Genomic DNA, 26,458 nt, shown 5'->3' with positions numbered 1-26,458 from the left:
CGTTAGGGGTGGAAGAGGAGCAACAGGACCAAAACCGCGACCGCGATGCCGAGCCCCACCAGGAACCACCGGGAACCGGCCGGCGAGGACGGCGGAGGCGGCGCGGGGGCAGGGACGGCCAGGGCGATCACCCGGTCGGCGGCGGCCTGGACGGCGCGGACGGCGGCGGTCACCTCCGCCTCGCCGGCCCGGGTGACGGGGACGGCATCGAGGGGCCCGGAGAGCAGGTTCGGGCGGCCGACCCGGGCCAGCGCAGCGCGGGCCGCGTCGATCCGCCGGCCCGTCTCGGTACGCAGGCGGGCGTGCCGGGCCCGGGCTGCGTCGCGCTCGGCGGCCGCGGCGGCGACCTCGGTGTCGTACTGCTGGTCGAGGCGTCCGGCAGCCGCGCGGGTCGCCCCAGCTGAGCCGGTGACGTCGGCGAGCGCGGCGAGGTAGTCCTCGTAGTCGGCCATCACGCGTTCCAGTCGACGCGGAGCAGGGCCGAGGCCGTCCGGCGGTCCAGCGGGGCCATGGGGACGACGGTGACGGGTTCGGCGTGCTCGTGCCGGTCGTGGAACAGCGCCCGGTTGTCCCTGGGCGTCCACGTCACCGTGTGTCCCATCAGGTCGACGATGTCGCGCTGGGAGACGCGTACCGCGAGGATCGCGTCGATCTCGACTGACGGATCGAAGCTGAGGTGGGAGCGGTAGGTGCCGACGCTCGTCCACCAGCCGAGCAGGTGGGTGCCGCACACCGGCCCGGCCCGGAGGACCGTGCGGAGCGCGTCGGCACCGGTCACGAAGTCCTCCCCGGGGGTGTCCATGCCCCGGATCCGGTCCAGTGCGAGCCCGACGACGTAGTGCGGGCCAGCGGCGGACGTGGAGGCGGCGAGCGCGGCGGCCAGGTCCCGCAGCGCGTCGGGGACGTCGGGAGCGGCGATGGTGCGGACCGGATAGCCCAGCAGTTCCATCAAGCGGAGCAGCTCGTCGGTGCCGCTCCCGGTGAACTCAGCCGCGCCGAGCCCATTGAGCAGGGTGAACGTGGCGTCGCCGGCCGGGTGTTGCAGGGCCAGGGACACCGCCGCCGCCTGCAGGGCGCCTACGGCGAGGTTCCCGCCCGCCTCGGCGCGCCGGCCGCCGCTGCCGAGGACGGCGAGGTGCCGGCCCGGTTCGGCGCTCAGTGCGACGCCGCCGGGGCGCAGGGGCAGGGCGATGGGCAGGCCGAGCAGGGCGACGCGCGGGCCGTCGGGGGCGGCGGCGCGGAGCCGGAGGAGTTCGTCGGCGGCGTCGGCGAGCTGCGCTGGCCGGCCGCCGGCGAACACGACCGGCGGCTCGTCACAGCCGGTTCGCCGCGTCCACGCGGTGTGCCGGATGTTCCGCAGCTCGGTGTCCTCGCCGGCCGCGATGACGACCCGCCGGTTCGCGGCGCGCTGTCCGAAGTCGAGGTTGACGATCGCCTCGCCCCGGTAGCGCAGGTGCGCCGCGTCCGGGTTCTGCGCGTCGAGGATCGCCCGGGACTCCCCGGCAGAGTTCTTGAACGCGATCCGGATCGGGAACTGCGCGTAGATGCCGTCCTGCTTGCCGAGCAGGGCGGTGATGCCAGAGATGGTCTGGGAGGCCAGGACCAGGTGGATGCCGTACGCCCTGCCGCGCCGGGCCAGCCGTTCCACCAGCTCCACGGCCCGGTCGGTGAGCGCGTCGGTCTCCTCGAACAGCACCTGGAACTCGTCGATGACCACCACGATCCTGGGCAGGACTGTGCCGGGGACCGCCCGCAGATAGGTGGCCAGGTTGTCTCCGTGCGGCCGGATCAGCACACTGCGCCGCTCGAACTCCCCGAACAGATAGTCGAGGGCCGCGACCGCGAACTCCCGGTCGCTCTCCAGGCCGATCACCCGGGCCTGCGGCAGCCAGTCGGGGCTGTCCGGGGTCGCCGCCAGCGGGTAGAAGGAGACGCCGTCCTTGAGGTCCAGGAGGTAGAGGGACACCTGCGAGGGCGCGTAGTACGCGGCGACGGCGTGCACGAGGACCTTCAAGAAGTTGGACTTGCCCTGGCCGACGGCACCGGTGACCAGGACGTTGTGCCGCTGGTCGCGTTCGTCGCCGAGGCTCAGTTCCACCACCGTCGCGCCGTCCATGCCGATCGGCACAGAGATGCCGTCGACGCTGGACCTGGTCGCGTCAGCGGTCGCTAGAAGCTCGGCGAACCGGACGCTGGGTGCGGCGGCCGCGCGGGCCAGCCGGGCCGCCGCGCCGACGGCGCCGGTCAGGATCCGGGACGCGGGCGGCTGGTCCAGGCGGACCGGTGTGCCGGGCAGCCGCGACCAACCTTCCGACACGCCGATGGTGACCGTGTCGCCGACGTCGCCGAACAGGTCGGACGGGCCGGCCGGGTCCAGGTGCAGGAGGAAACTGATGCCGCAGGCCGGGCCGGCGCGCAGCAGCGCCCGCAGCGTCGAGGACAGCGCCGGGGTGAGTCCGTGCGGCAGGTCCAGGAGCACGACCAGGCGGAACATCTCGACGGGCCGGCCGGCGGCGGTGCGCAGCCCGCCGAGGGTGACCCCCCGGCCGCGCCGCAGGTCGGTGATCCGCCGGACGTCCTCCGACAGCCGCCCCAGCAGGTCGCCGAGATCGGCCTCGCTCGCGCCCGGGGCTTCGACCAGGTCCGGGTCGGCCTGCCGGAGTTCGGCGAACGGCGCGAACAGCCCGCGCAGCAGCGGATCGAACCCGCTCAGCGCGAGTTGACCCGGCCCCGTGCCGAGCAGCGCCCGCAGCGTCACACCGTGCAGAAAACCCAAGGGCGATTCCGACGTGTACGCCGTGAGACTCGCCCGGTCCAGCAGCGGCACGAGCAGGGGTACGCCGTCGAGTTCGCCGATCCGCACGCAATGGGAGTAGGCCAGCGGATCGGTCACCGGGGTCGGGTCGGAGCCCCAGGGCGCGCCCGCCGCCCCGGGTGCGAGCGCGGCGACGGCGGCCCTGCAGGCGCGCCGGGCCTCGCCAGCCGCCTGGCGACCTCGGGCCGCGATCCCGGCTGTCGCCATTCCCCGGGCGACGCCCGCCTCGGCGACCCGGTCGGTGTGGGCCACCTCGGCGGTGCGGTCGGCCGCGGCCAGCACGCCCAGGGCCCGGGCGGCCGCGGTGCGCAGGCCGGTCGCGGCGAGGGCCAGCGCGTCACCCGTCGTGGGCATACCGCCCCACCAGCACCTGCGCCGGGCGGAGCAGGGCATCGTCGACGAGGTACCCGCGACGCCTCTCCGCCAGTACCAGATCATGGTGTTTCGGGTCTTCGACCGGCACCTGCTCGACCGCCTCGTGCCATCTCGGGTCGAACGCCAACCCGAGCGCTTCGATCGGTCGGACGCCCCGCCGGGCCAGGACCTCCGTCAGCTCGTCGACCATCGAGGCCACGGCCGGCTCCGGTGCGGCGTCGACGGCACCGACCCGGTCGAGGATGAGCAGGAGTTCGCGGTAGACCGGCGCGAGGAACTGCAGGACCAGGTTCTTCCGGCCGAACTCCAGCTCCTGGTACAGCCGGTCGTAGAGCTGCTGCCGCCCCCGGTCCTCCAGCAGCCGGCGCTGGAACAGGTCCCGCAGGCCGGCGACCTCCTCGGCGAGGACGATCAGCGGCTCGGTCATATCCCCTTCCTCACGATCAGGTTCGTCGACCGGAAGATGGCGTCGGCATGCTGCCACGCGGGCTTGCGGTGCAGGTGGACGTACAGGTAGACCAGGCCAGCCATCAGGGGCAACGCGCACAACAGAGCCATCGCGGTACCGGTGCCGCCGTCACTGTTGAGGCCGCCACATCCGATGCACATCAGGATGACCAGGCCGGTGATCCAACCACCCACATTGGAGTGTTCCCACCTCATCTCACGGGACGCGCCGGCCATCCGGCGCAGGTCACGGACTGCCTCGGCGGCGTCGGGGTCGCTCAGGCGCAGGGCGGCGATCCGGTCGGCGTGCTGCTCCAGCCGCTGGACCTGCGCCTCCGAGGTCGCGACGATCGCGCCGTCGCGGAGCAGCGTCAGCGACTGCCGGGCCACGCCCTCCAGCGCCGCCGCCAGGTAGTACTTGAAGTACTCGTTGTCCGGGTTCCCGGACACCACCGACTCCATCACCACGAGGGCCTTCGGGGCGTCCTCGGTGGCCAGGTGGATCTGGGCGACCGCGGTCCGGGTCACCGGGTTGTTGGGCGACAGCCGCAACGCGATGTCGAACTCGCGCATGGCCTGCGCCCACTTGGTCTGCTCGCTGTAGACCTCGCCCAGGTCGTGGTGGTAGTCGTAGTTCTCCGGTTCCAACCGGATCGACTCGGCGAACTCGAACTCCGCATCCGGAAACTGCGCGGTCAGGAACGACGCCTGTGCCCGCAGCGCCCACGCCTCGTGGTCGCTGCCCCGCAGGTTCGTCGCCTCGCGGGCGGCCCGGTGCGCCGCCCCCGGGTTGCCCATCGCCATGTACGCACGGGCCCGCTCCAGCCAGTCCCCCTCGCCGGCCGTGCTCTCGGCCTGCGGCTGGGACCGCTGCCGGGCGAGCCGCTCGTCGAACGCCGACCGGGAGGCCGCGTCGAGCAGCGCCTGCTCGGCCCGGTCGATCTGCTGGACCCGCAGCTCCGCCTCGGCCCGGCGCGCCGGGTCGGCACTGGCCTGCCGCTTGATCCAGGTCCGGCGTTCCTTGCTCACGGCGGCCCGGATCGCCGGCACGTCGGCGGCCTGGGCGATCTGCAGGATCTCGTAGTAGTTGACCCACTCGTCAGCCATGGCTATCCAACCTCTGTCGCGGTCATCATCTGCGCCGCGTCCAGGACGTCGGCTCGGGACATATTGGAAACGTTGGCCACCTCGAACGTGCCCAGCGACGACCGGGACGTGAGGTCGAGTACCTCGATGAACACGGTCTGGTCGATGTCATAGGCGTACTTGATCTCCACCGGCGCACCGGCTGGATACGGCGGGATAGTGACCCGGACCGGATTACCCCCGTTGACGATCCGCACATAGTTCGGGTCTGTGTCGTCGCCGACGGTGACCTCCACGTCAATCTGGGTCTGGCTATCGCGGATCGTGTGAAAGACACCGGTGCCGTAGCCGGGGATCTTCGAGTTGTGCGGGATCAGGACGTTGTTCTCCTGCCGGCCGGTGTCCGGGTTCAGGGCCAAAGTGCCCAGGCCGTGCGAGGTGATGTCGCCGATCCGGACCGGGCTGCCGTTGATCTGCAGGCCGGGCGCGGTGCCCCGCTCGGCCTCGGCGAGCCGGGCCTGGACGGCCGCGCCGAGCGCGACGACCTCGTCCGGGTTGATCCGGCGCTCGACCGGCCGGTCGATGACGGTGTCGACCATCCGGCGGACCATCGGCATCCGGGTGGAACCGCCGACCAGGAGAACCCGGTCGATCTGCTCCCACGCCATCCCGGCATCGTCGCGGACCATCTCGGTCAGCTCCCGGGTCCGGCTCAGCAGGCTCGCGGTGACCCGTTCGAAGTCCTCGCGGGTGACCTCGACGGTGCCAGTGTGGGCGGGCGTGCCGAGGACCACCCGGGTCCTGGCGACCTGGGTCAGCGAGTGCTTGGCCAGCACGGCGCGCTCGCGGAGCAGGGCCTCGAGGTGCCCGCCGTCGATCAGGTCCTCACCGCCCGACTCGACGAACCGGGCATTGATCAGATTCATCAGTTCGTTATCCCAGTTGAAGCCGCCGAGATTACGGTCGCCACCAGTGGCGACGATGTCGAAGTCGCCGCCGGAGATTCGCAGAATAGTGACGTCGAAGGTGCCACCGCCGAGGTCGTAGACGAGCGCGGTGCCGTTGAATCCGGTCGCCAGTCCGTAGGCGAGTGCGGCGGCCGTCGGTTCGTTCAGAACGCGGACGACGTTGAGTCCGGCGATCGTGCCGGCATCCTGGGTCGACCTGCGCTGGGCGTCGTCGAAATAGGCCGGCACGGTGACGACCGCATCGGTGACCGGCTCGTCGAGCGCCGCCTCGGCGTCCTCCCGGAGCCGCTTGAGGATCATCCCGGCGACCTCTTCAGCCCGGAAGGTCCGACCTTCGGTGGTGTCGAATCGCCAAGAAGCATCCCCCATGTACCGTTTCACAAACTCCACCACGTCCAGCGGGGCGGTCGTGGCGGCGCGTTTGGCCATCGTGCCGACGAGCGGCGAGTCGCCCTGGAACAGCACGACCGATGGGGTGATCGCCTCGCCGTCCCGGTTGAGGAGAACCTCTGGTTGATCGAGATTGTTGACCACCGCGACGGCGGAGAATGTCGTCCCCAGGTCAATCCCGATAATGCGGCCCACGTATTCTGCCCTCCGCGCATTCGGAATTACGTTTTACTTACACGTATGAGTTTCGGCGCACGCGGGGCCATTATGGATTTCCGAATATTGTCGCCGAACGCGGTCGACATTAGCACTTGGGCATTGACTGTTATTCATCTATTCGGACTACGTACCGAGACGGTCCGGACACAACAGGCGACCGATCATCCAGTGATCGGTCGCGGAGACGAGAACGCGCTTGACGACGGGCCTGACGGAGAGTAGTAGCTCCACATTGCACAGTGACACTTCCCCACTCCGCGCGGTTGGCCTCGACCGCCTGGACCCGCGCGGTCGTGCCGGCCTCCAGCCACACCGGTCCGCTGGACGGGCGGCGCGTCGTGGACCGGCACATGGGCGACGTCAGGCCGGGCACAGTAGCGGCGGGCGCCCGCGCCGACGGGCATGCCCCCAGTCCCCGCCGCACCAGGATGAGGATCTCCGTGCCCACCGGCCCTTCATCACGGGCTACCCGGCCGGCGTGTGGCTCGGGGTGCGAGCACGCACCGTCGGGCACAGGGCACAAGCACAGGCTGCTCGCTGTACTTTCGGCCAACGAGCCGACTGCTCCTTGTGCCGATGTGAATCGCCCACCGCCGGGGCACCGTGGAGGCATGTCCAACCTCCCCTACCGGCGGGGCCGGTCTGCTGCGACCCGGCCCTGGGTCACCATCGGCACGTGGGTCGCCCTCCCCGCGCGTACGCACGCCCAAACCTGCCGCCACTTCGGCGGACGGACCGCTCCTGCCGCATGAAGAACCAATGACTAGCCGAACGAAAACCCCGAACCCGCTCGACAAACCGCCGGTCATCCGACCGCAACGAAGGAGTAAGTGATGAGATCACCACAGAACACCTCCAGCAGTTGGTTCGTTCGAGGCCGGCTCGTCGGTGCCGCGGCGATCGCGTTCGCGGTGTTGGTGCTGATAGAGAACGTGTTGTTCGCGGTAACGGGCGCGCCGGCCTACGACGCTCCGATCGAGGAAGTGCTGGCCTACTACACGGCCAACCGCGACGCGGTCGCGATCGTGTCCGGGCTGGTAGCCCTGTACCTGCCGCTGCTGCTCGTGTTCGTGACGGGCCTGCACGGCCTCGTGGAGCGGCGCGGCGGAGCGGGCGCCGACTGGTCGCGCCTCGCCTTGGCCGCTGGCGCGACGCTGTCGGCCATCTTCGTGCTGGTCAACGTCCTGCAGATCGGGCTCGCGCTCTCCGCCAGCGGGCTCGCCGAGCCGACGCCCGCGTTCGGGCTCGTCTGGCAGATGCACGCGGCGGCGTTCGCACTGACGCTGCCGATGCTCGCCACCACCTGCATCGGCTCGACCCTCGCCGCGCACGCGAGCGGGCTGACTCCGACCTGGCAGCGCCTGCTGGGCATGGTGGGCGGGAGCCTGCTGCTCGCCGCAGGGCTGGGCAACCTCGCGATCGCCGACGGCTCGCCGCTGATCTTCGTTGGGCTCCTAGGGTTCGTCGCCTGGCTCGCCTGGCTGCTCACGACCGGCGTGCGTCTCGTCCGGTCGTGACCGAGATGGGGACGGCGCCGAGTTCGCGCACGCGGGCGAGGACTCCATGGAGGGCCGCCCGGGGATGGCAGCCACAGCCTCGATCTCGACCACCCGTGCGTATGCACGCCCAGATATGCCGCCACTCCGGCGGACTGACCGCTCCTCTGGAAAAGAGAACCGATTCTGCTGATCGCCGCCCGACATGCAGCCATTCCGTCATCAGTCGGGGTTGTGGGGTTCGACCACCCGGTACTGCAGGGCAGTGGTCCACGGCTCTCCCTGCCGCTGCTCGAGCGGGGAGCCCTCGTTGCTGGACTCGCCACGTAGGAACAGGCACATCCTCGAGCGCACGTTGCAGATCATTCCGTAGTTCCAGCCGTTGTTGTTCGTCTGGGCGTACCAGGTCCACAGCTGGCTGCCGCCGGAGTCCCTGCACGGCCTCTGGACTGCCCTTGGACGCCACCCTGCTGCACGCCCGCCGGGCGGCCCCGGCGGGCTGAGGACACGGTGGGATTCGTGGTCGGCGACGCCCCGCACTGGTCGGTCGGATCATCGAGGAGATCCGACCGGCACGTCCGGCCCGACCGCATCCGCCGCAACCGGGGCCGCCGGCTGGGGACCGGGTGTCGACGGCAGGTCGCGCATGCCCCGAACTGGGGACAGCAGCACCGGCAGCACCGCGAGCAGTTCGAGCACCGCCCCTGCCCACATCGCGGGCCGGGCGCCGAAGGTCTGGCCGAGCAGCCCGCCGAGCAACGCTCCGACGGGCATCGCGCCCCACATCACGAACCGCACCGTGGCGGTCATCCGGCCGAGCAGCTCCGGCGGGCACACCCGCTGCCGGAACCCCACCGCACTGATCTTGAAGGTCATGAACACCACCCAGCCCAGGCAGTGCAGCAGCAGCGCCCCGGCCAGCCGGGCGTCGGCCTGGAACAGTGGCACCGCCGCCAGCCACAACACACTGCTGACCAGCATGGACACCCACATCGCGCGGCCCTGGCCGAGCCGGGCCATGAATCGCTCGGCGACCAGGGCGCCGAGCACTCCACCGACCGCCTCGGCGCTGAACACCAGCCCGCACAGTCCCGGTGACAGCCGCAGTTGTCCGGCCAGCAGCACCAGCAGCATCGACGAACCGAGCACCCCGGCCAGGTTGGAGATCGCGCCGGTGACCGTGATGACGCGCAGCAGCGGGTGGCCGAACACGAACCGCAGCCCGGCCCGGATCTCCAGCCACAGCCGGGCCCCGGCCAACGGATCGGGGCGGACGTCCGCCCGGCGGATCCGGCTCAGGAACGCCGCCGACGCCAGGTACGAAACCGCGTCCACCGCCACCGCGAACGGCGCGGTCACCGTCGCGACCACCAGACCGCCGAGGCCCGGCCCGCCGATCCCGGCGACGTTACGGGTCACCTCCAGCGCCACGTTGCCGGCGACCACCTGGTCGTCGGAGACGAGGGCCGGCAGGTAGCTGCCGTAGGCCACGTCGAAGAACACCGTGCACACCGACAGGCCGAAGGCGACCAGGTACAGCTGCGGCAGCGTCAATACCCCGAGCGCACCGGCCACCGGCACCGAGCCGAGCATCGCCGCCCGGCCCAGGTCGCCGGCGAGCATCACCCGACGGGGGCGGGCCCGGTCGACCCACGCACCGGCCGGCAGGCCGATCAGCAGGAACGCCAGGTACTCGAACGTCACCAGCCACCCGACCTGCGCCGGGCCGGCGTGCAGCGTGCCGATCGCGACCAGGGGCAGCGCGACCAGCGTGACCGCGGTACCGGTCTGGCTGACCGCGTCGGCCGCCCACAGGCGCCGGAAGTCGGGATGGCGGAACAGGCTGGCGCGAGGTGCTGTCATACCTGCCAAGATCGCTCGGACCGGGTCGCCCGGGCCAATGTTTTAGACTGGACGAAAACGAGGAGGCGGGTTGACCGAGATCCGGTTCGGGGCCGGCGACGTGGCCGCGATCCGGTTCGCCGTGTCCCCGCTCGGCGAGACCATCGGCAGCCTGCGCGCGCTCACCGACCCCGGTCACCACCCGCTGCACCTGGACTGGATCCGGGCCGCCCGGCCGTTGGCCGAAGACCTGGCCACCGAGCTCGCCCCACTGCTCGACCTGGTCCGGGCCGACCAGGTACCGATCGGGCTCACCCCGCCGCCGGCCTGCCCGCTGGCCGACCTCGAGGAGGAACTCGCGACGGCGTCGGCCAGCCCGGGCCCGGAGCTGCCCCCACTGATCGCGGCGGTGCGCGCCTGGTGGCGGGCGGCGGTCCAACCACACTGGCCCCAGATGCGGGCCGTGCTGGAGGCCGATATCGGGTACCGGGCCCGCCAACTCGCCGAGGATGGCTTCGAGACCCTGCTCGACCGGCTGCATCCGAGCCTGAGCTGGGCCGGCGACCGGCTGGTCGCCGACGACGGCCAGACCGACACGCTCGACGTCCGGGGCCACGGACTGCCACTGACCCCGAGCGTGTTCGCCGGGCACCGGGTCCTGCTGCCCGTGGCCGGCGCGCCGCGCCCACACGTGGTGTACCCGGCCCGGGCGGTCGGCACCCTGTGGGAACGCGGCCACCAGGCCGCCGACGGGCTCGCCAGGCTGATCGGCCGGAGCCGGGCCCGACTGCTGGCCCACACCACCTCACCGGCCAGCACCACCCAGCTCGCCGCACGGACCGGGCTCAGCCTCGGCGCGGTGTCCCAGCACCTGGCCGTGCTGCGTGACGGCGGGCTGGTCGCGGCGCACCGGTACCGCCGCGAGGTCCTCTACTCCGTCACCGACCTGGGCACCGCTCTCCTCGGCCGCGACTGAGGCCCTCACCGCCCGGCCACCCTCGGGCACCGTCGCTCAGTCCACCTCCGCCACCGCGCGGGCGAACTGGGCCGCGTACAGCCGGGCGTACGCCCCGTCCGCCGCGAGCAGACCCTCGTGCGTGCCCTGCTCCACGATCGAGCCGTGCTCCATCACGAGGATCAGGTCGGCGTCGCGGATCGTGGACAACCGGTGGGCGATCACGAAGCTGGTCCGGCCCTTGCGCAGTTCGTTCATCGCGCGCTCGATCAGCACCTCCGTGCGGGTGTCCACGGAGCTGGTCGCCTCGTCGAGGATCAGGATGGCCGGCTCGGCGAGGAACGCGCGCGCGATGGTGATCAGCTGCTTCTCGCCGGTACGCTGCCAACCAGGTTCAGGCGAGCGCCTTGAAGGAATGCGGCGATGACGTGGTCGGTCCTAGAGTGGACGTCAGAGATCGCACGTTGAGATCAGACGGCCGGTAGCCGCGGTCGGCGCAGACCGCCGCGTGCTCGCCGGGACGGGTCGCCGGGTCGATGCGGGTACCAGCGGCATCGGCACGGACGTGGTAGACGACCGCGTGCTCGTGCTCGTGGTCGAGAAGATGAGCGGAGTGGGTGGTGATCCGGTACATCATCCGGCTTGGTCCTCAGAGGCTCTTGGAGACGGAGTCCTTTCTGCCGCTGATCGTGATGGCGAACGCAGCGATTCCCAAGATGCACAAGACCGCGAAAATCACCATAGTGGTGACGGCCGCCGGCAGGGCGTCCACAGACCGAGAAGTGCCGGCCGATCTTGTGGTTGCTGACGCTCCAGAAAGAAAGCCCGCCACCGCCAGTATCTGCAACGCGGCGTAGATCACGCCTGCGACCGCCCCCGACATCCGTTCGCGACGATCAGTCATCCAGGTGGTCTGCGCCACCACGCACGTGAAGGAGATAACAAAGGGCGCGTAGCGCCATCCCACGTACTCGGTGCCGCCAAAAGCCAGTCCCGCCGCAGACACCGGCAGCACCGTGGCGAAGACAACGATCGTCGTACCGATGGCACTCCGCACCGGGCTTTCGACCGTGCCCATGGCAACCGGGTCCCGCTGTCGGAAGCTGGCCACTGTCATGACAATGACGACGAGCGAGCCGCCGACTGCGATGATCACGACCAGGTCCTCCGCGGAACTACCTGAGATCATCAGCCATACGGTCAGGAGAGTTGGGACCATCAGGGTCAACGATTGCGTCCAGCGTCCGACGAACAGCGCCGTGCCCACGATCACGACCGCCGCCAGCGGCGCCGCAACGTGGTTGAGTACCCCTGACGCCACTCCATAGCCGCCGAGGAGAGCGCATACGGCGCCGACCGCCATGAACAGCAGTGTCCAACTCAGTATCCGGTCACGCCTCACTACGTCTCCGATGTAGGGCTTGGCCTGGACCAGTGCCGACTGTCGGGTCCGCAGCCCGTGGAACCTGGCCACTGCACCACCGAGTTGTCCGCGTACCGCAGCGAGTTCCGCAGCCGACACGGTGATCCGGTATTCGGCCTCCCCGCATCTCCTGGTCAGATCCGAGAGTCTCTCGGTGAACACGAGAAACTGTTCGGACAGCACTTTGCGAAGCAGACGCGCCTCCGCCTCAGACTCGGAAATCCGCCCCTTGGTCCTGGCGATCTCTTCCCGAAGCCGATCACGATCGGCTGTGGCTTCGGCGAGTTGCCCGAGTAGCTCGGACTCGCGGTTGCGCAACTGCTCCACAAGGCGGGTCGCCCCCACGAGCTCAGTCTCCGCGGAAGCCAGTTGCTCGTCCAAGCTCCGGTTGATGATCTGATACACCGTGACCGCGACGTTGCCGGTTTTCCCCGTGACAACAACGTTTGCGGTTCCGCGCACATCGGCATCTCCGGTGTGCCGCACAACGGTCCTACCCTCACCGGACAGGAATCGTCTCCACCCACCGACCGTTCGACCTGGGCTCACTGCTCATCGCCCGTGATCGCCCGTCCACCACCCTCGGCCCGAGCGCTTCCGGTGTCCTCCACCAGTCTGCCGCCGCCGCCACCGACCATGCCGGTGATCGCCACACTGCCGGAGCCCGACGCCGTGGCATCACCTGATCTTCTGACCTCACGGGACCCCGACTGCCCCGAACGCAACGACGCCCACAGGGTGACACCGATCGCGGCGACGGCGCCCAACGCCCCCAGGACCTGTGCGGGATAGTTCCCCTTGACCGAACCCAGCAGGACAAACCCTGCTGCCAGAATGAGCAGCGCCAAACACGTCGCCCAGATTGCCACCCGCGCCGGTCGGCTCATGTATCCATCATCACCCACCACAACGCACGGCACCAGTCCCATGGCACCGAGCTACCCTCCACTTCGAAGGTGAGTGGCCCGCTGCCCCGGGGCCCTCTTCTTCGGTGGTTAGCCTGCTGGAGGCGGTGAGTGCGTCATTGTTGAGGCAAGGTCGGGGACCGTACCCGCCGACGCGGTGCGCACCACGACGCCCTACAGCGGTCTGGGACCGCGACCTCAGGCGGTCTATCGCGACGAGCCGGTCACGGTCAAAACCCACATCACAGCCCGGGGACACCGGTCTGCGGTTCGGGTCACCTGGCGCACCGGGTCGAAGATCCGCCACGGACGCCACCGGCCGATGGCCGGCCGGTTTGTGTTCAGCCGCATCAGGCCAGCCGGCACCGCGTCCAAACGCCTCCACAAAGGCCGCGCGCGCGTATCCGCGGCACGATGGACCGGCTCCTACGCGGCGACACACCCCCGGGTGGCCGGTGCGACGTGAAGACCCTCGCTTCCGAGGCCGGCGTGTCCCGCAATGGCCTGTACACCACGTACTCCCACCTCAAGGAGGAGTTCGGGGAGCGGCGTGAGCGCCTTCGGCGAGCAGGCGAGATCACCGACCCCCGCGACGCCCAGATCACCCGGCTGAAAGAGGAGATCGCCAGGTTGCGAACCCGGATCGGTGACCGCGACTCGACCATCGCCGAACTCACGGCGATGAAGACCATGGCACTGTCCCGGCTCGCCGCCCAGCATGAGGAGATCGTCCGGCATCGTAGCCAACTCGGCAGCCAGGGCAACATTCGCCCACTGCGACGCGCCCAGGAACAACCGCGCACTGAGATGTGAATCGGCCCGCCCTCCCGCCCCGGGAGCTCGGCACGCCGGGTCCTCCGTCACCCGCGGCACGAGCAGGGTACAGGCGGTGCTCAGCAAGGCCGGCCGCCTGCTGGTCTGCGCTCCACCGTTACGATCATGGTGCAAGGCTGCTGCGTGCCCGGTTGGTCAACGACGAGATGCCCGCATGCCATCAGCCCGGCTTCCTCGATCTGACCAAGCCACTGAGGCAGGGTCAGCGGCCACCGACGGACAGGGAATTGACGCCCGCCAGGGCTGCTCAGCCAACCGGAACGGTCAGCGAGCCAGCCTGGGTCAGGAGTGGCGAAGATCAGACGCGCCTGCGGGTGCAGCGTTGTGGCGAGGACGCGCAGTAGAAGCCCGGGCTCGCACAGTCCCACCGCGCCGAAGATCGACAGGTAAAGGTCAGCAGGCGGGGCGTCGGCGAGGTAGTCAAGCGCGTCGGCCGCGTAGAAGTTGATGTGCGGCCATGCGGCGCGGGCCCAGCGGATCTGTTCGGCGGCGATGTCCACGCCGACGCAGTACGCTCCGGCTGCGGCGAGGGCGGCAAGGTTGTGTCCGCGTCCGCAACCCAGCTCAACGACCCGCAGGCCCTTGACATCGCCGAGGAGTTCGATGCCGGGTCCGTGGCCGGGGTACTGCGTGAGTTCGAGGCGGCCGACCGTCTGTCCATCGGGATTTCCGGCACTAAGTGCCTGGTGGTTCCACGCGGCAGCGTTGACGGCGGCGGCTTCACGCATCGGAGTTTTAGCTTCCGGTCACTTCGAGGTGCGACTGGATGGTGCGGGCCTTCTTCGAGTTGCCGATCAGGCTTCGGGCGATGGCCTTGTACTCCTTCGACGCGGTGCGCATCGCGGCCACGTCGCCTGCGTCAACGCCCGGGTTGGTTTTGATCCACCGGTCGATGTTGCCGGCGACCTGCTCCAACAGCTGCGCCTCCTTGGTCAGGACCGACCGGAGGATGCCGGCGGACTCGGTCCAGTTGTGCGGGTGAGGCGGCAGGGAGACGCCCGCGGTGTCGAGCTGGTAGTTCGTGTACTTGAGCGTCGTGCCGATCCCCTCGAGCATGTCGCGGACAACCACGACCCGCCCGGTCGTGTCCTTGGGTACTGCCATACAACCTCCTTGAGACGGTCGGAGGACCACCCGGCGGGTGGTCCTCCGACGGGTCAGGCGACCTACGCCAGGTCGCCCAGGCTGCGCTCGATCCACGGCCCGCGCATCGCCGACAGCTCCTTCCGGAACCGGTCGATGTCAGCACCGAACGGGACGACACAGCCACCGCTCATGTTAGGCGTCCCCTGGCAGCCGTGCACCAACCTGCCGCCCAGCGCCGCATGGGCCAGGACGCTCTCCCTGCGGCGGGACTCGTTGAACCACGTACCGTGGTACAGCTCGTCGAGAACCTGAGCCTCGCTCTCGTCGAGGTCGTAGACGACCCGGGCCGTAGCGCACAGCATCCAGGCCGGGGACGCGTTGCTGATCGTGCCGTCCATCTCTACCCGGTTGAGCGCCATCAGGGTACCGAGCTCACGGAGCATGGTCAGGGTCTTCGGGGTGGCGAAGTCCAGCTCCGGGTTGTCCAGGTGCTCGGGGCGGTACATGTGCGCGTAGACGGAGTGCGCGGTGGCCAGCACCTCGGCCGGGTCGGTGCTGGTACGCCCGTTGGCCTTCACGAAGTCGCACACCATTTGCTCGATGGTGATCTCGTCGGACTCCACCGCCGGCAGCAGCTCCGCGGCCACCCGGCCCCAGTCACACAGCAGCCAGCTGGGGTTGGTGTAGCGGAAGAAGAACTCACCGGGGTTGATGGCGAGCAGGTTCCCCGTGACGGAGACCCCGGCGACCTGGTTCCATCCGGCGGTGAACGCGATGGGCATCTCGACTTCGATCAGCTTCTGGTCGATCACAGTCGCAGACATTGCTACCTCCTGATGCGGAGCGGGAAGGGAATGACGGTGGGCTCGACGACCACCGTGTAGCCGTTCTTGATCACGGCGGTCGTGTTGCGCCATCGGGCGGCGATCAGCGACGCCTCGTGGGGGCTCGCCGCCTCGACCTGCCGGACGGGGTGGTCCGGTCGGTCCGGGTGAAACATGTAGACGGTGTGCATGACCTGGCCTTCCGGATTGGGGCCGGACCCCCGACGTGCGAACTCAAGCTCGCGACCCAGGGGCGACTACTCGTCGTCGTCCGCGTCGGGCTCGGGCTTCTCGCCGCTGTACAGGTAGTCCTTCATGGCCGTGTCACCTCCCGCGTTCTGTCGGATGTGGGACGGGCCCGGCGGCCGAGTCTCGTGGGGGCTTCGACCGCCGCGCCCGCTGTGAGTAGCCTGTTGCCTACGGTCGGTCCTTCCCAAGATGTGAGCCGTGTGCCCACATCGCCCAGCCCACACCCCGGCAGGTGGCAGGCAGATGGAAACCTTCGGTCAGGCACTACGGCGACTGCGCGACGAACGTGGCTTCTCCCTGCGCGGACTCGGGAAGAAGGCCAGCTTCGACTACAGCTATCTCTCGCAGGTCGAACGCGATGCCCGCTGGCCGTCGCGGGACGTGCCGGTCCGCTGCGACTTCGTTTTGGGCTCCGGTGACACCCTGACGGCCCTCTACGACCGGGAGGAACGCGCCCGGGTGGCCCGACGTTTGGCGGGGCGCCAGCCCACACCAGCCCACACCGCGACCGTGGATTCTGAGTCTTGGGCGTCGCTTCCCGTGCCTACATTAGGCACCTTGATCAACCAGGGAAGGGATGCCGTGGAACGCGCCCGGACGCCGGTTACGTTCCCGCCAACCGCGCCTGCCGGTCCGCATCCTCGAGCAGTACCACTGGCACACGTTCGCCGAGCATCCCTACGTCACGACGGCAGACCGACGGCTGGTCCGGCGTCACGGTCCAGTGGACGTGGCCACAGCTCGCCCGGCTGGAGGGCTGGATTCTTGACCACGGGGGGTGCCCCTATGTGTTTGGTCAAGGGGTGAGCTCTGGCCGTGGTTGGTCTGTGGTCGTGGGGTGGGCGAGGATGACGGGATGACCAGCTGGTTCCGTACCTACTACGAGGACGAAGACCTGTGGCTGTACTTCGAAGCCGATGACGAGGGTTGGGCCGCTCGGCAGGTGGAGGTTCGAGGGGCGGACTCAGCGCCGGTGATGGCTGCTTCCTTGCAGGATGTTCTTCGCCTGCGTGACTGCGCCGACCTTGCGGCCATGCGTCAGTACGAGCAGCAGTTCGGTGTTCTCGCGGAGGGCAGTCTCGACGGCTGGCAAGACCAGCAGCATGCTGTCGAGATTTCTGGGGAGGAGTTCGAGCGGCTGTGGGCAGAGGCAAGAAGGGCCCTGGGCGGTTCAGCCTGAGGCGGCTGGTCTCGGTTCGTAGCAGACGCCGTTGCGGAGCATGGCGAACATGACGTCGCGGCGTCGACGGGCCAGGCAGAGCAGCGCCTGGTTGTGACGCTTACCTTCGGCGCGTTTTCGCTGGTAGTAGGTGCGTGAGGCGGGGTGGTGCAGGGAGGCGAACGCGGCGAGGAAGAACGCGCGTTTGAGCTGTTTGTTGCCGCGGCGAGAATCCGTCCCGCCGCGGATGGAGGACCCGGATCTGCGGGTGACCGGCGCGAGGCCGGCGTAGGCGGCCAGCTGATGCGGCTGCTGGCCGCGACCCTGGGCGTGCCCGTGTACTCGGCCACCGGCTACAACTACAACGTCTTCCCCCGGTTCAACACCGGCGACTACGTGGTCTGCCAGCCGGACGGGAGGTGCACGCCGACCACCCGGCCGTGACCCCGTGCCGACGGTGGCCCGAACCGACCGCGTGCTCAGCCCGTCGCTCCGCCACGGACCGCCGTGCACGGAGGCCGGCGCCGGCCTGGCATCCACTGTGACGTAGCCCACGTCGCACGGTGGTAGAACCTCCGAGGCCCGCCGACTGGTACCTACAGGTGAGGTCTGATCAGGAGAGTGGGGCGGGATGGACAGGCACGCGGGGTTCGAGGAGTTCGTGGTGGGCCGGTCGGCGCGCCTGGTGCGGCTGGCCTACGGGCTCACCCAGGACCACGGGATGGCCGAGGACCTGGTGCAGACGGCGTTGGCGAAGTCGTGGTCGGCGTGGCGGCGGATCGTGGACGACCCGGAGCCGTACGTGCGCCGGGTCATCGTCAACACGTACAACTCCTGGTGGCGGCGGGCCTGGCACCGCGAACGGCCGGCCGACGTCCTGCCCGAGCTGGCGATGGCCGGGCCGCAGCGCGCCGTGGACGACCGCGACGCCGTCTGGCGGGCACTGCGGGTGCTGCCCCGCCAGCAGCGCGCGGTGCTGGTGCTGCGCTACCTGGAGGACCTGTCCGAGGAGCAGACGGCCGAGGCGTTGTCCCTGTCCCCGGGTACGGTGAAGAGCTACTCGGCGAAGGGCCTGGCGAAGCTGCGCCTGGACGCGGGGCTCCGCGAACTGCGGGTGCCCGCCGCCCCCGGTGCCGACGCCGCCGAGCGGCTGGCCGCGGTGCGTACCCGGATAGAGCGTCGGCGTCGGGGACGGCTGGCCGCCGCCGGCGCGGCAGTCGCCGTCGTGCTGGCCCTGCTGGTGGCGTACGTCATGGCGCCCGCGACGCGGGAGTCCCTGCCGCCGGCACCGCCGCATCCGGTGCCGACGACCGGGCCGGTGCCACAGAAGGTGGTGGCGCTGCCCGACCTCCCGGACTTCGAGGAGGGGTACCGGGTGATCACCGGTGCTCCGCGCGCGACCATGCCGATGACGGGGGCGGCCCCGGTCGAGTTCCCGTGGACGCCGTCGACGCTGGACGTTCGGCTGTACACCCTGTGCCCTCTTATCCTGGAGCATCCGCTGTGGTTCATGGTCGCGATGAACGGGTTGAACGTCGGTTCCGTCGGCTGCGGTGGTGTCCCACAGGTGAAGCGGGAGCGCCCCCTCGACGCTGATCTGCTGAAGGCCGCCGGGGTCACGATCGGACGGCCGACGACGGTGAGAATTTCCGAGGGCAAGGTGACCGAGATCCTCCCGGTGCCGGTCGGTGGACAACCGAAGCCGCCAGCCGACCCGGGAACACTCACGATCGGGCTGGCCGAGGCGGTCCCGTTCGAGCGGTTCCCGCTGCCTGTCCGCCCTGACCCGCTGAAGGCACTGCCGGCCCCGTCCGGCACGGGTCCGGTGCTGCGCCCAGGCACGTTGAGCGCGACGGTGGTGTGGGGACCCGAGCTGTGGCTGAGCGGGTACTCGCAGACCCCGGGCATCCTCGCCCTTCTGGTCGACGGACGGCCCACCGGGACGATGACCTGGTGGGACTACGAGGGGCACGACATCGGGATTGCCACCGGCACGAAGTACTCCGCGCCGTATCCGAACCCACCGGCGGGCTCCACGGTCACGATCAGCGTGGACCCGAGGTTCGTCACCGGGAACTGGTATGTGGCGATCGGCGACAAGCAGCGGTAGCACGGGACGACGGCGACGGTGAGACGGGTACGGCCGGGTCCGGGTCGGCGGCCGCGAGGACCGTCCACGACCCCTGGTCGGCCGGTGCCGGCAGCGCGGCCGGGTTGCCGACCAGCCCCTCATAGTCGGTGCGGCCCTCAGCGGCGATCACCTTGGAGACGTATTTGCGCAGGACCTGGGCCATGTCGGCGGCGAGGTAACAGCCCCACAGGTGCGCGACGGCCCCGGGCGCGAACGCCCCCGCGTCGGCCAGCCGCTGGTCGAGCCGGTCCTTGGTGATGATGGCCTCGCCCCGGACGTTGGCCGGGTCGCCTTTGGCGTTCTTCCAGCCGTACTGGAGGAAGAACGCGTCGGAGCTGGAGTGGCCGAAGTAGTCGAAGCGGGAGATCATCACCTTCGAGCGGTCGATGCCGGCGTCGTCCCAGTACCGGGCGACCGTGCTGTTCGGCGGGACGCCCCGGGCCACGAACCAGGTGCGGGTGTCCTCGGCCCGCGGGTCACCGACGAGCACGGCAGCGGCTTCTGGCTCACCGCCACCCCGGCCGCGCTCGGCCCCGCAGTGGTCGACCCCCGGGTCATCGTCCGGCGCTACGCCCACCACAGCCGCTGTGTGGAAACCTGCCCCTGCGGCCACCGGGCCGCCACCCAACCGTCGAGCACCGCCAGCCCGACGACCTGGACCAACTCGTCGAGCACCCCTGCCGTCTGAAGAACCGGCTCGGGTGAAGCAGCCACACCCGTGTGCCAAGAGCGACCACGTCCAGTCTGCGCTCCGCACAGAATCCCAGCCAATCACCCCGGAGACACCCTGATGCCCGAAGCCGTAACCCGCGACCGCACCATCCGCCTCCCCGTTCCAGCCACAGCGCACCGGTCCGCAGGCCGCCAGCAGGACTGGACCATCGAGTCCGGAGCCTTCCAGGCAACGGGGCGCACCGAGCGCGCCGCCGCCGACACCCTCACCACGACCATGACTTCCTTCCTTACCCTCTACCAGCGCCCTGCAGTGCAGGTGTTTCGCGGACACACCGCGATCGTGTCCCTGGAACCCAGTCCCGACGACACACCGATGTGGAGTGAGCACGTCGTGCGCCCCGGCGGAAGCACGAGTCACAGCTGGTTCGGTGCCGAAAGCCTGGGCGAGGCGCTAGCGCGGACCCGATACAACCTGGCCCGGGCCAGCACCGACTGGCGCGACGACGGCAGCGTCCACCAGGCGGTGGCGTTCCTTGACCGACGTCCTCAGCCTCCGAGCGGGTTCGGGGCCGGCGATCTGGCCCGGTACGCCGCGTGGCAGCGCGCCGCTAAGGCCGCCATCGACGCGGGTGTCGTCGACTGGCACGGGTGGGCCGGCGAGCATGCGAAGGACTTCACCGTCCCGGCCCCTGGAGCCGGCACCTGGCCCGAGAGTTCCACGGCGGCAGCCTGAGCACCTGTCCCGCATGAGGGGGTTGTCGAGGTGAAGTCGGTGTTTCTGGCTTGAGCATGCTGCTCCCTGGTGTGGCTGGTGCGACAGGTCGATGTGCCCCAGCCGCGTGACAGCTCTCATCACGCCCGACCCCAGCCAGGGGGCGCAAGGGGGCAAAACATCTTGATCATCGGCCCGGGGAGAGCACCCGGGCCATAAAGATCTTTTGACCGTTGATCCTTGCCGCCCCCTGCCGTGGCCGAGCCTGCCTGATCTCGTCACCGCGGCACAGGGCCCCACCGCCCCGGGCCGCACCCGCCCCACACAGGGAGCAGCCATTACTGGGAAGTTCCAGCGTCAGAACACCATCTCGTTCCAGGGTCGCCTCGCCGCCCCGATCGTCATGAAGCACGGCGCCGACGGCCAGGCCTACGCGTGCGTGAAGGTCATCGAGAACGTCCGCGCCCCCATCAGCGGGGAGGCCAGAGCCTTAAGCCACGTGCCCGAACCGTTCTATGGCATGGTCGGCAGAGTCGTCATGCTTGCCGCGCTACTCGAGCTTCGCATCCTCGATCTCCTGACCGAGCTTGACCAGCAAGTCAAGCCGATCACTGTGGACGATGACTGGTTGCGAAAACTTATCGGCGAATTCGTTGCGCTACCGTCGGAACTAGATGCCCTTCGGGAACGGGCTCCAGCCGCACGAAACCCAGCATCCTGACGGGTTGCGATCAACACATAGCGATCCGGTGGGGCCATTGATTCACGGCAGTGGGTGACGCGGCAGGGCCCTGGCCAGGCGATGCAGGATCGGCGCTGTCCGGCGGACGCCGTCGGCGTCAATCCGGTATCGCCACTCGACGAGGAGCTTGTTGTTCTTCGAGCAGTTGCATCCACGGCAGGCTGGCAGGAGGTTCGAAACGAAGTCCGAACCGCCGCGGGTGAGGGGAACGACGTGGTCGCGCTCAACCGCCTGTTTCCCGCAGTACGCACAGCGTCCCGCGTGTCGGCGCAGCATTTCCCGCCACTCACGGTCCGTGTGTGAGCCAATCGCCGCGACAATGCGGTTTCGCCGCTTGCGGGTATGCCAGTTGACCCGGTCGGGGTTGCGGTCCTTCCACGCCTTGCTTGTCGTCCGCATCTGCTCGCCGTGCTCCTCGTAGCGCCGTCTGCCTTTCGCGAGGAGCACAGTTCGCCGCTTCCAGTACGACCGGTGTTGGACTACTCGGCCGGCCGATGTCTTGGAGAAGGCCATTGACCGTGCGCGCGCCGGCTCGGGGTTCGCCGCGTAGACAGCACGCCTGCGAGCACGGTTGCCGTCAAGATCGGCATGCCACTGGCGGGAGACCTCGGCAAGCCGGCACCGCCGACACAGCCGGTCCCAGGGATAGAACTCGCCCAATGGTTTGACATACTCACAGTCGCCGCATGGCTTCCGGGACTCGGTCGCCACGAGCTCAGCCCAGCGCTGAGTCTTCCAGACCTCGCAGCACGGCCAGCAGACCAGGGACCCGAGAGCGAACTCCATCACTGATCGGATCTCCAGGCACTTACGGCACTGCTTCGTCGCGCCACGTGCCGCCGCTTCGGCCCGCGCGAGGAACTTTGGGGCGTCCAGACAGCTACGGCAGGTCACGCTGCCGGGATCGAACTTGACCGTCGGTAGCGTGAGCCCACACGCACCAGCACACGTCAGCTCCGTCTCCGGGTCCGCCCGACGCTCAACCTGGCTATTGATCTTGTCCTCGTAGGCGCAGGCCCTGCACCGGGCGTGACCTCGCGTGAATTCCGCCAGCGACTTGGTCACCCGGCACCTTCTGCACTCTTTCGTCTCTCCAGCAGCCGCTCGCTGGTCGTACGCGTCCTGTTCGACGACAGGTCGACACGGCATGCAAATGTTTCGGTTCTGCCAGAACTCCTCTACCGGGCCGACGTGAGCACATCGGGCGCACGTTCGTCGGGTGACGGGTGCTCTCTTGCCGACCGTGTTCGGATCACCGTGGGTTTGTTCCGGCGGTTGTGGACCTTGCAAAACCCGTTGCCGTAGCCTCCGGGCAGCCTTCGACCTTGCAGCCGGTTGGCCGGACGGATGCCGCCGGGTTGTCGGCGAGTATCCCGCAGTCGATCAAGTGGGTATACCAGCTCGTGAGGGCCGACCGACGGGTCCGAATAGTGTTCTCCGTCGGCGGATCCGCCGCCCCCCGGAGACTGTCGAAGAATCCGTCGACATCATCGCGGGAGGCGTCCAGCGGGTCACGACCTTCCCGAGCACACCAGCTCAGCCAGTGCTCCAGGTGGCCCGCGTAGGCCCGGCGGGTGTTCTCGTTGGGGATCCCGGCCAACCAAGTGCGCACGCCGCCGCCGACGGAAGAATCGGGTTCAGCTGCGAGATCGACGAGGGCTATCTCCATACCACCGTTATATCCACCACCTCCGACAAGTCCGCCGCGCGGGGGCTGCCTCCATCGTTGAACCCGAGACGGTGTGTCCCGGTGGCGCGCCGCCGGAGGAGGGAACAGCATTGAACAATCCGCGCACGATCATGCTCACCCACGTCGACAAGCTGTTCCTCGGACGCGCAGCCTGGGCAGCCAGCGCTGTGACGGTTCAGGCAAATCGGATCCTCGCCCCGGACGCTACTCTCGAGCAGGCCGAGGTCGATGCCATGCTGCTGTTGTATCCCCTTCGCCAGGTGTTGCGTGCTGCCGAGGTGCTACGACGCCACACAACCGGACCAGCACGCGAGCTGATCTCCGACGCGTTGGACAGGTTCCACACTGATCTGCCTGGGGTTAAGGACGCCCGTGATGTGCTCGAGCACTTCGATGAATACCTACTTGGCGCAGGACGCCTGCAGAAGCGTGGTCAGCGATCCACTGGCTCGGACCTTGAGCGTGCCGATGCCGCCGCCGCGTTCCCCGTGTTCTCTGAGCGAAGGCCCGGGCATTTCGTCCTGCATGTGGGGCCGCTCAGCATCGACGTCGCAACCGCGCGCAGCGCCGCGCAGGCACTGTGCACGGCTGCCGCCGATGCCGAGGAGTAGCAGCATGCTGCCGCCGGAACCGGCGGCACCTGCATCAACGAGACTGAGCCCCAGCCCGCGCTATCCGCCGCTACGCTTCCCCGGTGAGTGGGAATGCTGAGCCGGCGCCGGGCGTGCAGGCTGCCCGCCAGTTGGCGGCGCTGGGGCGTGTGGAGATCGCGCCTGGACTGACGGATGGCGAGGTGGCGCGCGTCGAACGGGCGTTCGGGTTCGAGTTCGCTGACGATCATCGGTCGTTCCTGCAGGCCGGGCTGCCGGTCGGGTCGCGTAGTTGGCCGGACTGGCGCGATGGCGACGCGGGCGATTTGCGGCGCAGGCTGGACGGGCCGGTGGACGGCGTGCTGTTCGACGTCGAGCACAACGGCGACTGGTACCCGGCTTGGGGGCCACGACCGGACGATCCGCGCGAGTCGCTGCTGATCGCTCGCCGCCATCTGGCTCGTGTTCCACGGATGGTACCGGTGTACTCCCACCGGTACCTGCCCGCCGGGCGGGGCCAGTTCAGGCACCCAGTGTTGTCGATGCACCAGACGGACATCATCGTCTACGGGCTCGATCTGGCCGACTACATCGGCCACGAGTTCGGTGGACCGACGGTCGATCAGCGCGGCCTGGACCACGGTGAGGTGGTGACGGTGGAGTTCTGGAGGGACATCGTCGCCTGGTGGGGCTTGTCGCCGTGACCGGTGGCGGCGGCGCGTTCGGGTGCGAATCCGGGTGCGGTTCCGGCCGCCGGCCGGCATCCTGGGGCGATGCCTCGGGAGACGCCAGTTGAGGCCACGGTGGTGGCTCAGTGGGTGCGGACCTGGTGGACGAAACAGTCCAGGGGTGAGCCTGGGGCGTCCCAGCGCAATGCGACCCCGGATGGGTTCATGCTCCCGGGCGGATCCGGGCCGCTGGTGCACGAGGTGAGCCTGCACGAGCGCGATGGCTTCCGGCGACAGTTTCAGACACGCCACGAACCGCCGGACAAGCACGACGTTCGGGTTCAGTGGCGCCACGGTCTGCTGGAGGTTCAGTTGGTCGCCTCGATCTGGGGTATGCCGCGCCGGGCGTGGCGTCCTCCACCGGTGGGGCTGACCTCGGGGTGAGTGGATGCGGTGGCAGATCAACTACCGGTTCGTCGACTGCTGCAACGGCTACTGGTACTACCGGGCCGACACTCTCAACGTGGCCCACAGACCGGTCGAACCCGACGCGATCTGTGGGGAATTACTTGAGCGCCGAACCAAGATCAGCGAGGAATTTCGTGAGCGCCCACATCGAGGCGACCCATACCTACGACCCCGTCAACGTGCGGAACAACCTCGAGGTCCTGAAGCGGCTGTGTGAGGAGGCAGTGGGATTCGACAATGACGATCAGCCAACGTGGCGCTGATCGCCGGCGGGGTGAAGGTGGTGCTGCACACCGTCAACCGCCACGTCGACCGGGATACCTGGCTGGCCCGGGGTGTGCACGGGTTCTTCTCCGACGACCCGTACTACCTGAACACCGATCCGGCCCGGTACCGGATGAAGGTGGACCCGTTCAAGGGCCAGACGTTCCCGCACGGCTTCCAGTGGACCCAGCGCGCCGGCACCACCAGCCGCGACACGTTCACTGCCCCGCGCTGGTGGACCATGCAGCCGAACTCCTGACCCGACGTACCTCGTCGTGTCCGTACGCAATCTGTCCTACTCCTGAGCGTTACGTCCAGGCTGGCTACAGTCGCGAGGCAACGGGGCGCGGGCCAATTCGGCCAGAGTGAGCGTCCACGCCGCTCTTATCAGCTCAGTCCTTGTGCTCTCCGCAGTGCCCGTCGAGGCCGTGCGCATCCAACAGCTCCCGAAGGTGATTCATCGCGCCGGTGTGTCCGGCGTCGGAGGCACGCCGGAACCAGACCTCCGCCTCTTGGATTTCCCCTCGTATAAACAGGAGCTCACCAAGGTTGCACATCGTGTCCGTGTCACCGAAGTCTGCACCACGCCGGAACCAGACCTCCGCCTCTTGGATGTCACCTCGCTCGTACAGGAGGACGCCCAGGTTGCACATCGCGTCGATGGATTCGGCTTCGGCGGCATGCCGGAACCACACTTCCGCTTCTGAATGGTCGCCAAGCGCCTTACTTATCTGTCCTACGTTGAACATTGCGTCGATGCGTCCGGCTTCGGCGGCACGCCGGAATGAAACTTGCGCCTGCTGCAGGTCACCTCGCCCGAACTGGAGGACACCAAGGCTGCTCATCGCGTCGGTGTTGCCCATGTCAACGGCGCGCTGATACCAGCTCTCCGCCTGCTGGAGGCTGCCCAGGTCGCGCAGCAGGTTTCCGAGGTTACTCATCGCGGTGCCGTGTCCGGCCTCGGCGGCACGTCGGTACCACGCCTCCGCTTCCGCTTCACGGCCCCCAACCGCCAGCATGCTGGTGGCGGACAACGCCTGCTGAGCCGCGGACACACCGTTCGTGTGATCATCGGATGGTGACGACCCTGTTGACGCATGGCGAACGCCAGTTCCAGGCCATGGCGTACCACGACGCCATACAAGGTGACACCTGGGCGGTCGAGCTGGCCGAACTCGTCGACGGAGAACTCGGCCCCGCGATCGTCACGGCCTTGTTCGGTGAAGATCCCCCGACGACCACCCGGGTCCTGACCAGCACCGGCGATCTGCCACTAGAGATCCTGCGCGCGTTCATGGTCGCCATCGCCGCCGAAGAGACCCGGATCCGCGCCGCCCAGGAATCATGACCTGCGACGATCCGATGCGCCGGACATCGTGATGTGGCATGATCCTTCGCCATGACCGCGATCCGAAAGGGCTATGCCGCGTAGGCGCCCGAGCAGT

31 protein-coding genes and 2 pseudogenes are annotated in these 26,458 nt (G+C 69.0%); 13 read left to right on the top strand and 20 right to left on the bottom strand.

From position 1 onward, the window contains the following. Positions 1-2: 2 nt before the first annotated feature. The 5 genes from IW245_RS00585 to IW245_RS00565 are packed head-to-tail and all read right to left on the bottom strand — an operon-like array spanning position 3 to position 6,276. The gene (locus IW245_RS00585; protein WP_197001227.1) at positions 3-452 is read right to left on the bottom strand and encodes a hypothetical protein; all 450 of its coding nucleotides are present in this window, start codon (positions 450-452) and stop codon (positions 3-5) included. Then, positions 452-3,169, bottom strand: coding sequence for an FtsK/SpoIIIE domain-containing protein (locus IW245_RS00580; protein ID WP_197001226.1), 2,718 nt, complete (start codon positions 3,167-3,169; stop codon positions 452-454). The genes IW245_RS00585 and IW245_RS00580 overlap by 1 nt, the downstream gene beginning before the upstream one ends. Beyond that, the gene (locus IW245_RS00575) at positions 3,153-3,617 is read right to left on the bottom strand and encodes a nucleotide exchange factor GrpE (protein WP_197001225.1); all 465 of its coding nucleotides are present in this window, start codon (positions 3,615-3,617) and stop codon (positions 3,153-3,155) included. The genes IW245_RS00580 and IW245_RS00575 overlap by 17 nt, the downstream gene beginning before the upstream one ends. Next, complete coding sequence (locus IW245_RS00570) at positions 3,614-4,744, bottom strand: tetratricopeptide repeat protein (protein ID WP_197001224.1); 1,131 nt, start codon at positions 4,742-4,744, stop codon at positions 3,614-3,616. Before IW245_RS00570 ends, IW245_RS00575 begins: the two co-directional genes overlap by 4 nt. A 2-nt stretch (positions 4,745-4,746) precedes the next feature. Then, positions 4,747-6,276, bottom strand: coding sequence for an Hsp70 family protein (locus IW245_RS00565; RefSeq protein WP_197001223.1), 1,530 nt, complete (start codon positions 6,274-6,276; stop codon positions 4,747-4,749). An 857-nt stretch (positions 6,277-7,133) separates the two neighbouring features. Between IW245_RS00565 and IW245_RS00560 the strand changes: the two genes are divergently transcribed. Beyond that, on the top strand, positions 7,134-7,817 hold the full coding sequence (locus IW245_RS00560) for a hypothetical protein (RefSeq protein ID WP_197001222.1): 684 nt from the start codon (positions 7,134-7,136) through the stop codon (positions 7,815-7,817). Positions 7,818-8,018: 201 nt separating this feature from the next. On the opposite strand, the gene IW245_RS41385 is transcribed toward IW245_RS00560, so the two are convergent. Continuing rightward, complete coding sequence (locus tag IW245_RS41385; protein WP_267920129.1) at positions 8,019-8,150, bottom strand: hypothetical protein; 132 nt, start codon at positions 8,148-8,150, stop codon at positions 8,019-8,021. A gap of 198 nt (positions 8,151-8,348) precedes the next feature. Continuing rightward, positions 8,349-9,659: an MFS transporter gene (locus tag IW245_RS00555; RefSeq protein WP_197001221.1), complete on the bottom strand. Its 1,311-nt coding sequence runs from the start codon at positions 9,657-9,659 to the stop codon at positions 8,349-8,351. 70 nt (positions 9,660-9,729) lie between these two features. On the opposite strand from IW245_RS00555, the gene IW245_RS00550 reads away from it, so the two are divergent. Beyond that, complete coding sequence (locus IW245_RS00550) at positions 9,730-10,614, top strand: ArsR/SmtB family transcription factor (RefSeq protein ID WP_197001220.1); 885 nt, start codon at positions 9,730-9,732, stop codon at positions 10,612-10,614. 36 nt (positions 10,615-10,650) lie between these two features. On the opposite strand, the pseudogene IW245_RS00545 reads toward IW245_RS00550, so the two are convergent. The 4 genes and pseudogenes from IW245_RS00545 to IW245_RS00530 form a co-directional block, all read right to left on the bottom strand. After that, positions 10,651-10,968 (bottom strand): annotated as a pseudogene (locus tag IW245_RS00545) (ABC transporter ATP-binding protein); the annotation flags it as partial. 19 nt (positions 10,969-10,987) lie between these two features. Continuing rightward, complete coding sequence (locus IW245_RS00540) at positions 10,988-11,230, bottom strand: hypothetical protein (RefSeq protein ID WP_197001219.1); 243 nt, start codon at positions 11,228-11,230, stop codon at positions 10,988-10,990. A 12-nt stretch (positions 11,231-11,242) separates the two neighbouring features. Continuing rightward, complete coding sequence (locus IW245_RS00535) at positions 11,243-12,478, bottom strand: AAA family ATPase (protein WP_197001218.1); 1,236 nt, start codon at positions 12,476-12,478, stop codon at positions 11,243-11,245. A gap of 83 nt (positions 12,479-12,561) precedes the next feature. Next, positions 12,562-12,903 carry a hypothetical protein gene (locus IW245_RS00530; RefSeq protein WP_197001217.1) on the bottom strand — a complete coding sequence of 114 codons (342 nt, stop codon included), beginning with the start codon at positions 12,901-12,903 and terminating at the stop codon, positions 12,562-12,564. Between the two features lie 480 nt (positions 12,904-13,383). Between IW245_RS00530 and IW245_RS00525 the strand changes: the two genes are divergently transcribed. Continuing rightward, positions 13,384-13,734, top strand: coding sequence for a hypothetical protein (locus IW245_RS00525; protein ID WP_197001216.1), 351 nt, complete (start codon positions 13,384-13,386; stop codon positions 13,732-13,734). An 80-nt stretch (positions 13,735-13,814) separates the two neighbouring features. On the opposite strand, the gene IW245_RS00520 is transcribed toward IW245_RS00525, so the two are convergent. From IW245_RS00520 to IW245_RS00505, 4 genes are all read right to left on the bottom strand, one after another. Next, complete coding sequence (locus IW245_RS00520; protein WP_197001215.1) at positions 13,815-14,483, bottom strand: class I SAM-dependent methyltransferase; 669 nt, start codon at positions 14,481-14,483, stop codon at positions 13,815-13,817. A gap of 7 nt (positions 14,484-14,490) precedes the next feature. Continuing rightward, positions 14,491-14,859, bottom strand: coding sequence for a hypothetical protein (locus IW245_RS00515; protein WP_197001214.1), 369 nt, complete (start codon positions 14,857-14,859; stop codon positions 14,491-14,493). A gap of 62 nt (positions 14,860-14,921) precedes the next feature. Further along, a complete protein-coding gene (locus IW245_RS00510; RefSeq protein ID WP_197001213.1) occupies positions 14,922-15,665 on the bottom strand; it encodes a hypothetical protein in 744 nt (247 codons plus the stop codon). A gap of 2 nt (positions 15,666-15,667) precedes the next feature. Continuing rightward, positions 15,668-15,856 carry a hypothetical protein gene (locus tag IW245_RS00505; RefSeq protein WP_197001212.1) on the bottom strand — a complete coding sequence of 63 codons (189 nt, stop codon included), beginning with the start codon at positions 15,854-15,856 and terminating at the stop codon, positions 15,668-15,670. A gap of 301 nt (positions 15,857-16,157) precedes the next feature. On the opposite strand from IW245_RS00505, the gene IW245_RS40120 reads away from it, so the two are divergent. Both IW245_RS40120 and IW245_RS00500 read left to right on the top strand, forming a co-directional pair. Further along, positions 16,158-16,721: a helix-turn-helix domain-containing protein gene (locus tag IW245_RS40120; RefSeq protein ID WP_231398605.1), complete on the top strand. Its 564-nt coding sequence runs from the start codon at positions 16,158-16,160 to the stop codon at positions 16,719-16,721. A 49-nt stretch (positions 16,722-16,770) separates the two neighbouring features. Then, positions 16,771-17,094, top strand: coding sequence for a hypothetical protein (locus IW245_RS00500; RefSeq protein WP_197001211.1), 324 nt, complete (start codon positions 16,771-16,773; stop codon positions 17,092-17,094). On the opposite strand, the pseudogene IW245_RS00495 reads toward IW245_RS00500, so the two are convergent. Continuing rightward, a pseudogene (locus tag IW245_RS00495) lies at positions 17,086-17,373 on the bottom strand (transposase); the annotation flags it as partial. The gene IW245_RS00500 and the pseudogene IW245_RS00495 sit on opposite strands and share 9 nt — an antisense overlap. Positions 17,374-17,376: 3 nt before the next feature. Between IW245_RS00495 and IW245_RS00490 the strand changes: the two are divergent. Both IW245_RS00490 and IW245_RS00485 read left to right on the top strand, forming a co-directional pair. Beyond that, positions 17,377-17,517 carry a hypothetical protein gene (locus IW245_RS00490; RefSeq protein ID WP_197008946.1) on the top strand — a complete coding sequence of 47 codons (141 nt, stop codon included), beginning with the start codon at positions 17,377-17,379 and terminating at the stop codon, positions 17,515-17,517. Between the two features lie 187 nt (positions 17,518-17,704). After that, positions 17,705-19,183 carry a SigE family RNA polymerase sigma factor gene (locus IW245_RS00485; RefSeq protein WP_197001210.1) on the top strand — a complete coding sequence of 493 codons (1,479 nt, stop codon included), beginning with the start codon at positions 17,705-17,707 and terminating at the stop codon, positions 19,181-19,183. On the opposite strand, the gene IW245_RS00480 is transcribed toward IW245_RS00485, so the two are convergent. Continuing rightward, on the bottom strand, positions 19,140-19,784 hold the full coding sequence (locus IW245_RS00480) for a hypothetical protein (RefSeq protein WP_197001209.1): 645 nt from the start codon (positions 19,782-19,784) through the stop codon (positions 19,140-19,142). The genes IW245_RS00485 and IW245_RS00480 overlap by 44 nt on opposite strands. Before the next feature lie 210 nt (positions 19,785-19,994). Between IW245_RS00480 and IW245_RS00475 the strand changes: the two genes are divergently transcribed. Continuing rightward, positions 19,995-20,612 (top strand): hypothetical protein, encoded by a 618-nt coding sequence (locus IW245_RS00475; protein ID WP_197001208.1) that lies wholly within the window; start codon positions 19,995-19,997, stop codon positions 20,610-20,612. Positions 20,613-20,817: 205 nt separating this feature from the next. Then, positions 20,818-21,312, top strand: a complete 495-nt coding sequence (locus tag IW245_RS00470; protein WP_197001207.1) for a hypothetical protein — start codon at positions 20,818-20,820, stop codon at positions 21,310-21,312. Positions 21,313-21,354: 42 nt separating this feature from the next. On the opposite strand, the gene IW245_RS41965 is transcribed toward IW245_RS00470, so the two are convergent. Together IW245_RS41965 and IW245_RS00460 are read right to left on the bottom strand one after the other, a co-directional pair. Further along, complete coding sequence (locus tag IW245_RS41965; RefSeq protein ID WP_197001206.1) at positions 21,355-22,398, bottom strand: HNH endonuclease; 1,044 nt, start codon at positions 22,396-22,398, stop codon at positions 21,355-21,357. Between the two features lie 187 nt (positions 22,399-22,585). Further along, positions 22,586-23,002 carry a site-specific integrase gene (locus tag IW245_RS00460; protein ID WP_197001205.1) on the bottom strand — a complete coding sequence of 139 codons (417 nt, stop codon included), beginning with the start codon at positions 23,000-23,002 and terminating at the stop codon, positions 22,586-22,588. Between the two features lie 110 nt (positions 23,003-23,112). On the opposite strand from IW245_RS00460, the gene IW245_RS00455 reads away from it, so the two are divergent. The 3 genes from IW245_RS00455 (at position 23,113) to IW245_RS00445 (ending at position 25,272) form a co-directional block, all read left to right on the top strand. Then, a complete protein-coding gene (locus tag IW245_RS00455) occupies positions 23,113-23,634 on the top strand; it encodes a hypothetical protein (protein ID WP_197001204.1) in 522 nt (173 codons plus the stop codon). An 83-nt stretch (positions 23,635-23,717) separates the two neighbouring features. Further along, entirely contained in the window at positions 23,718-24,317 is a 600-nt protein-coding gene (locus IW245_RS00450; RefSeq protein WP_233473188.1) for a hypothetical protein, read from the top strand. 685 nt (positions 24,318-25,002) lie between these two features. After that, positions 25,003-25,272 (top strand): hypothetical protein, encoded by a 270-nt coding sequence (locus IW245_RS00445; protein ID WP_197001203.1) that lies wholly within the window; start codon positions 25,003-25,005, stop codon positions 25,270-25,272. A gap of 133 nt (positions 25,273-25,405) precedes the next feature. On the opposite strand, the gene IW245_RS00440 is transcribed toward IW245_RS00445, so the two are convergent. Continuing rightward, positions 25,406-26,068, bottom strand: coding sequence for a tetratricopeptide repeat protein (locus IW245_RS00440; protein ID WP_197001202.1), 663 nt, complete (start codon positions 26,066-26,068; stop codon positions 25,406-25,408). A 23-nt stretch (positions 26,069-26,091) separates the two neighbouring features. On the opposite strand from IW245_RS00440, the gene IW245_RS00435 reads away from it, so the two are divergent. Next, positions 26,092-26,361 carry a hypothetical protein gene (locus tag IW245_RS00435; RefSeq protein ID WP_197001201.1) on the top strand — a complete coding sequence of 90 codons (270 nt, stop codon included), beginning with the start codon at positions 26,092-26,094 and terminating at the stop codon, positions 26,359-26,361. Positions 26,362-26,458 lie beyond the last annotated feature (97 nt).

Origin of the sequence: Longispora fulva, assembly GCF_015751905.1 — a bacterium.
Lineage (GTDB): Bacteria > Actinomycetota > Actinomycetes > Mycobacteriales > Micromonosporaceae > Longispora > Longispora fulva.
Note: the sequence above shows the minus strand (reverse complement) of the source record. Positions and strands in the feature narration are given on the sequence as shown.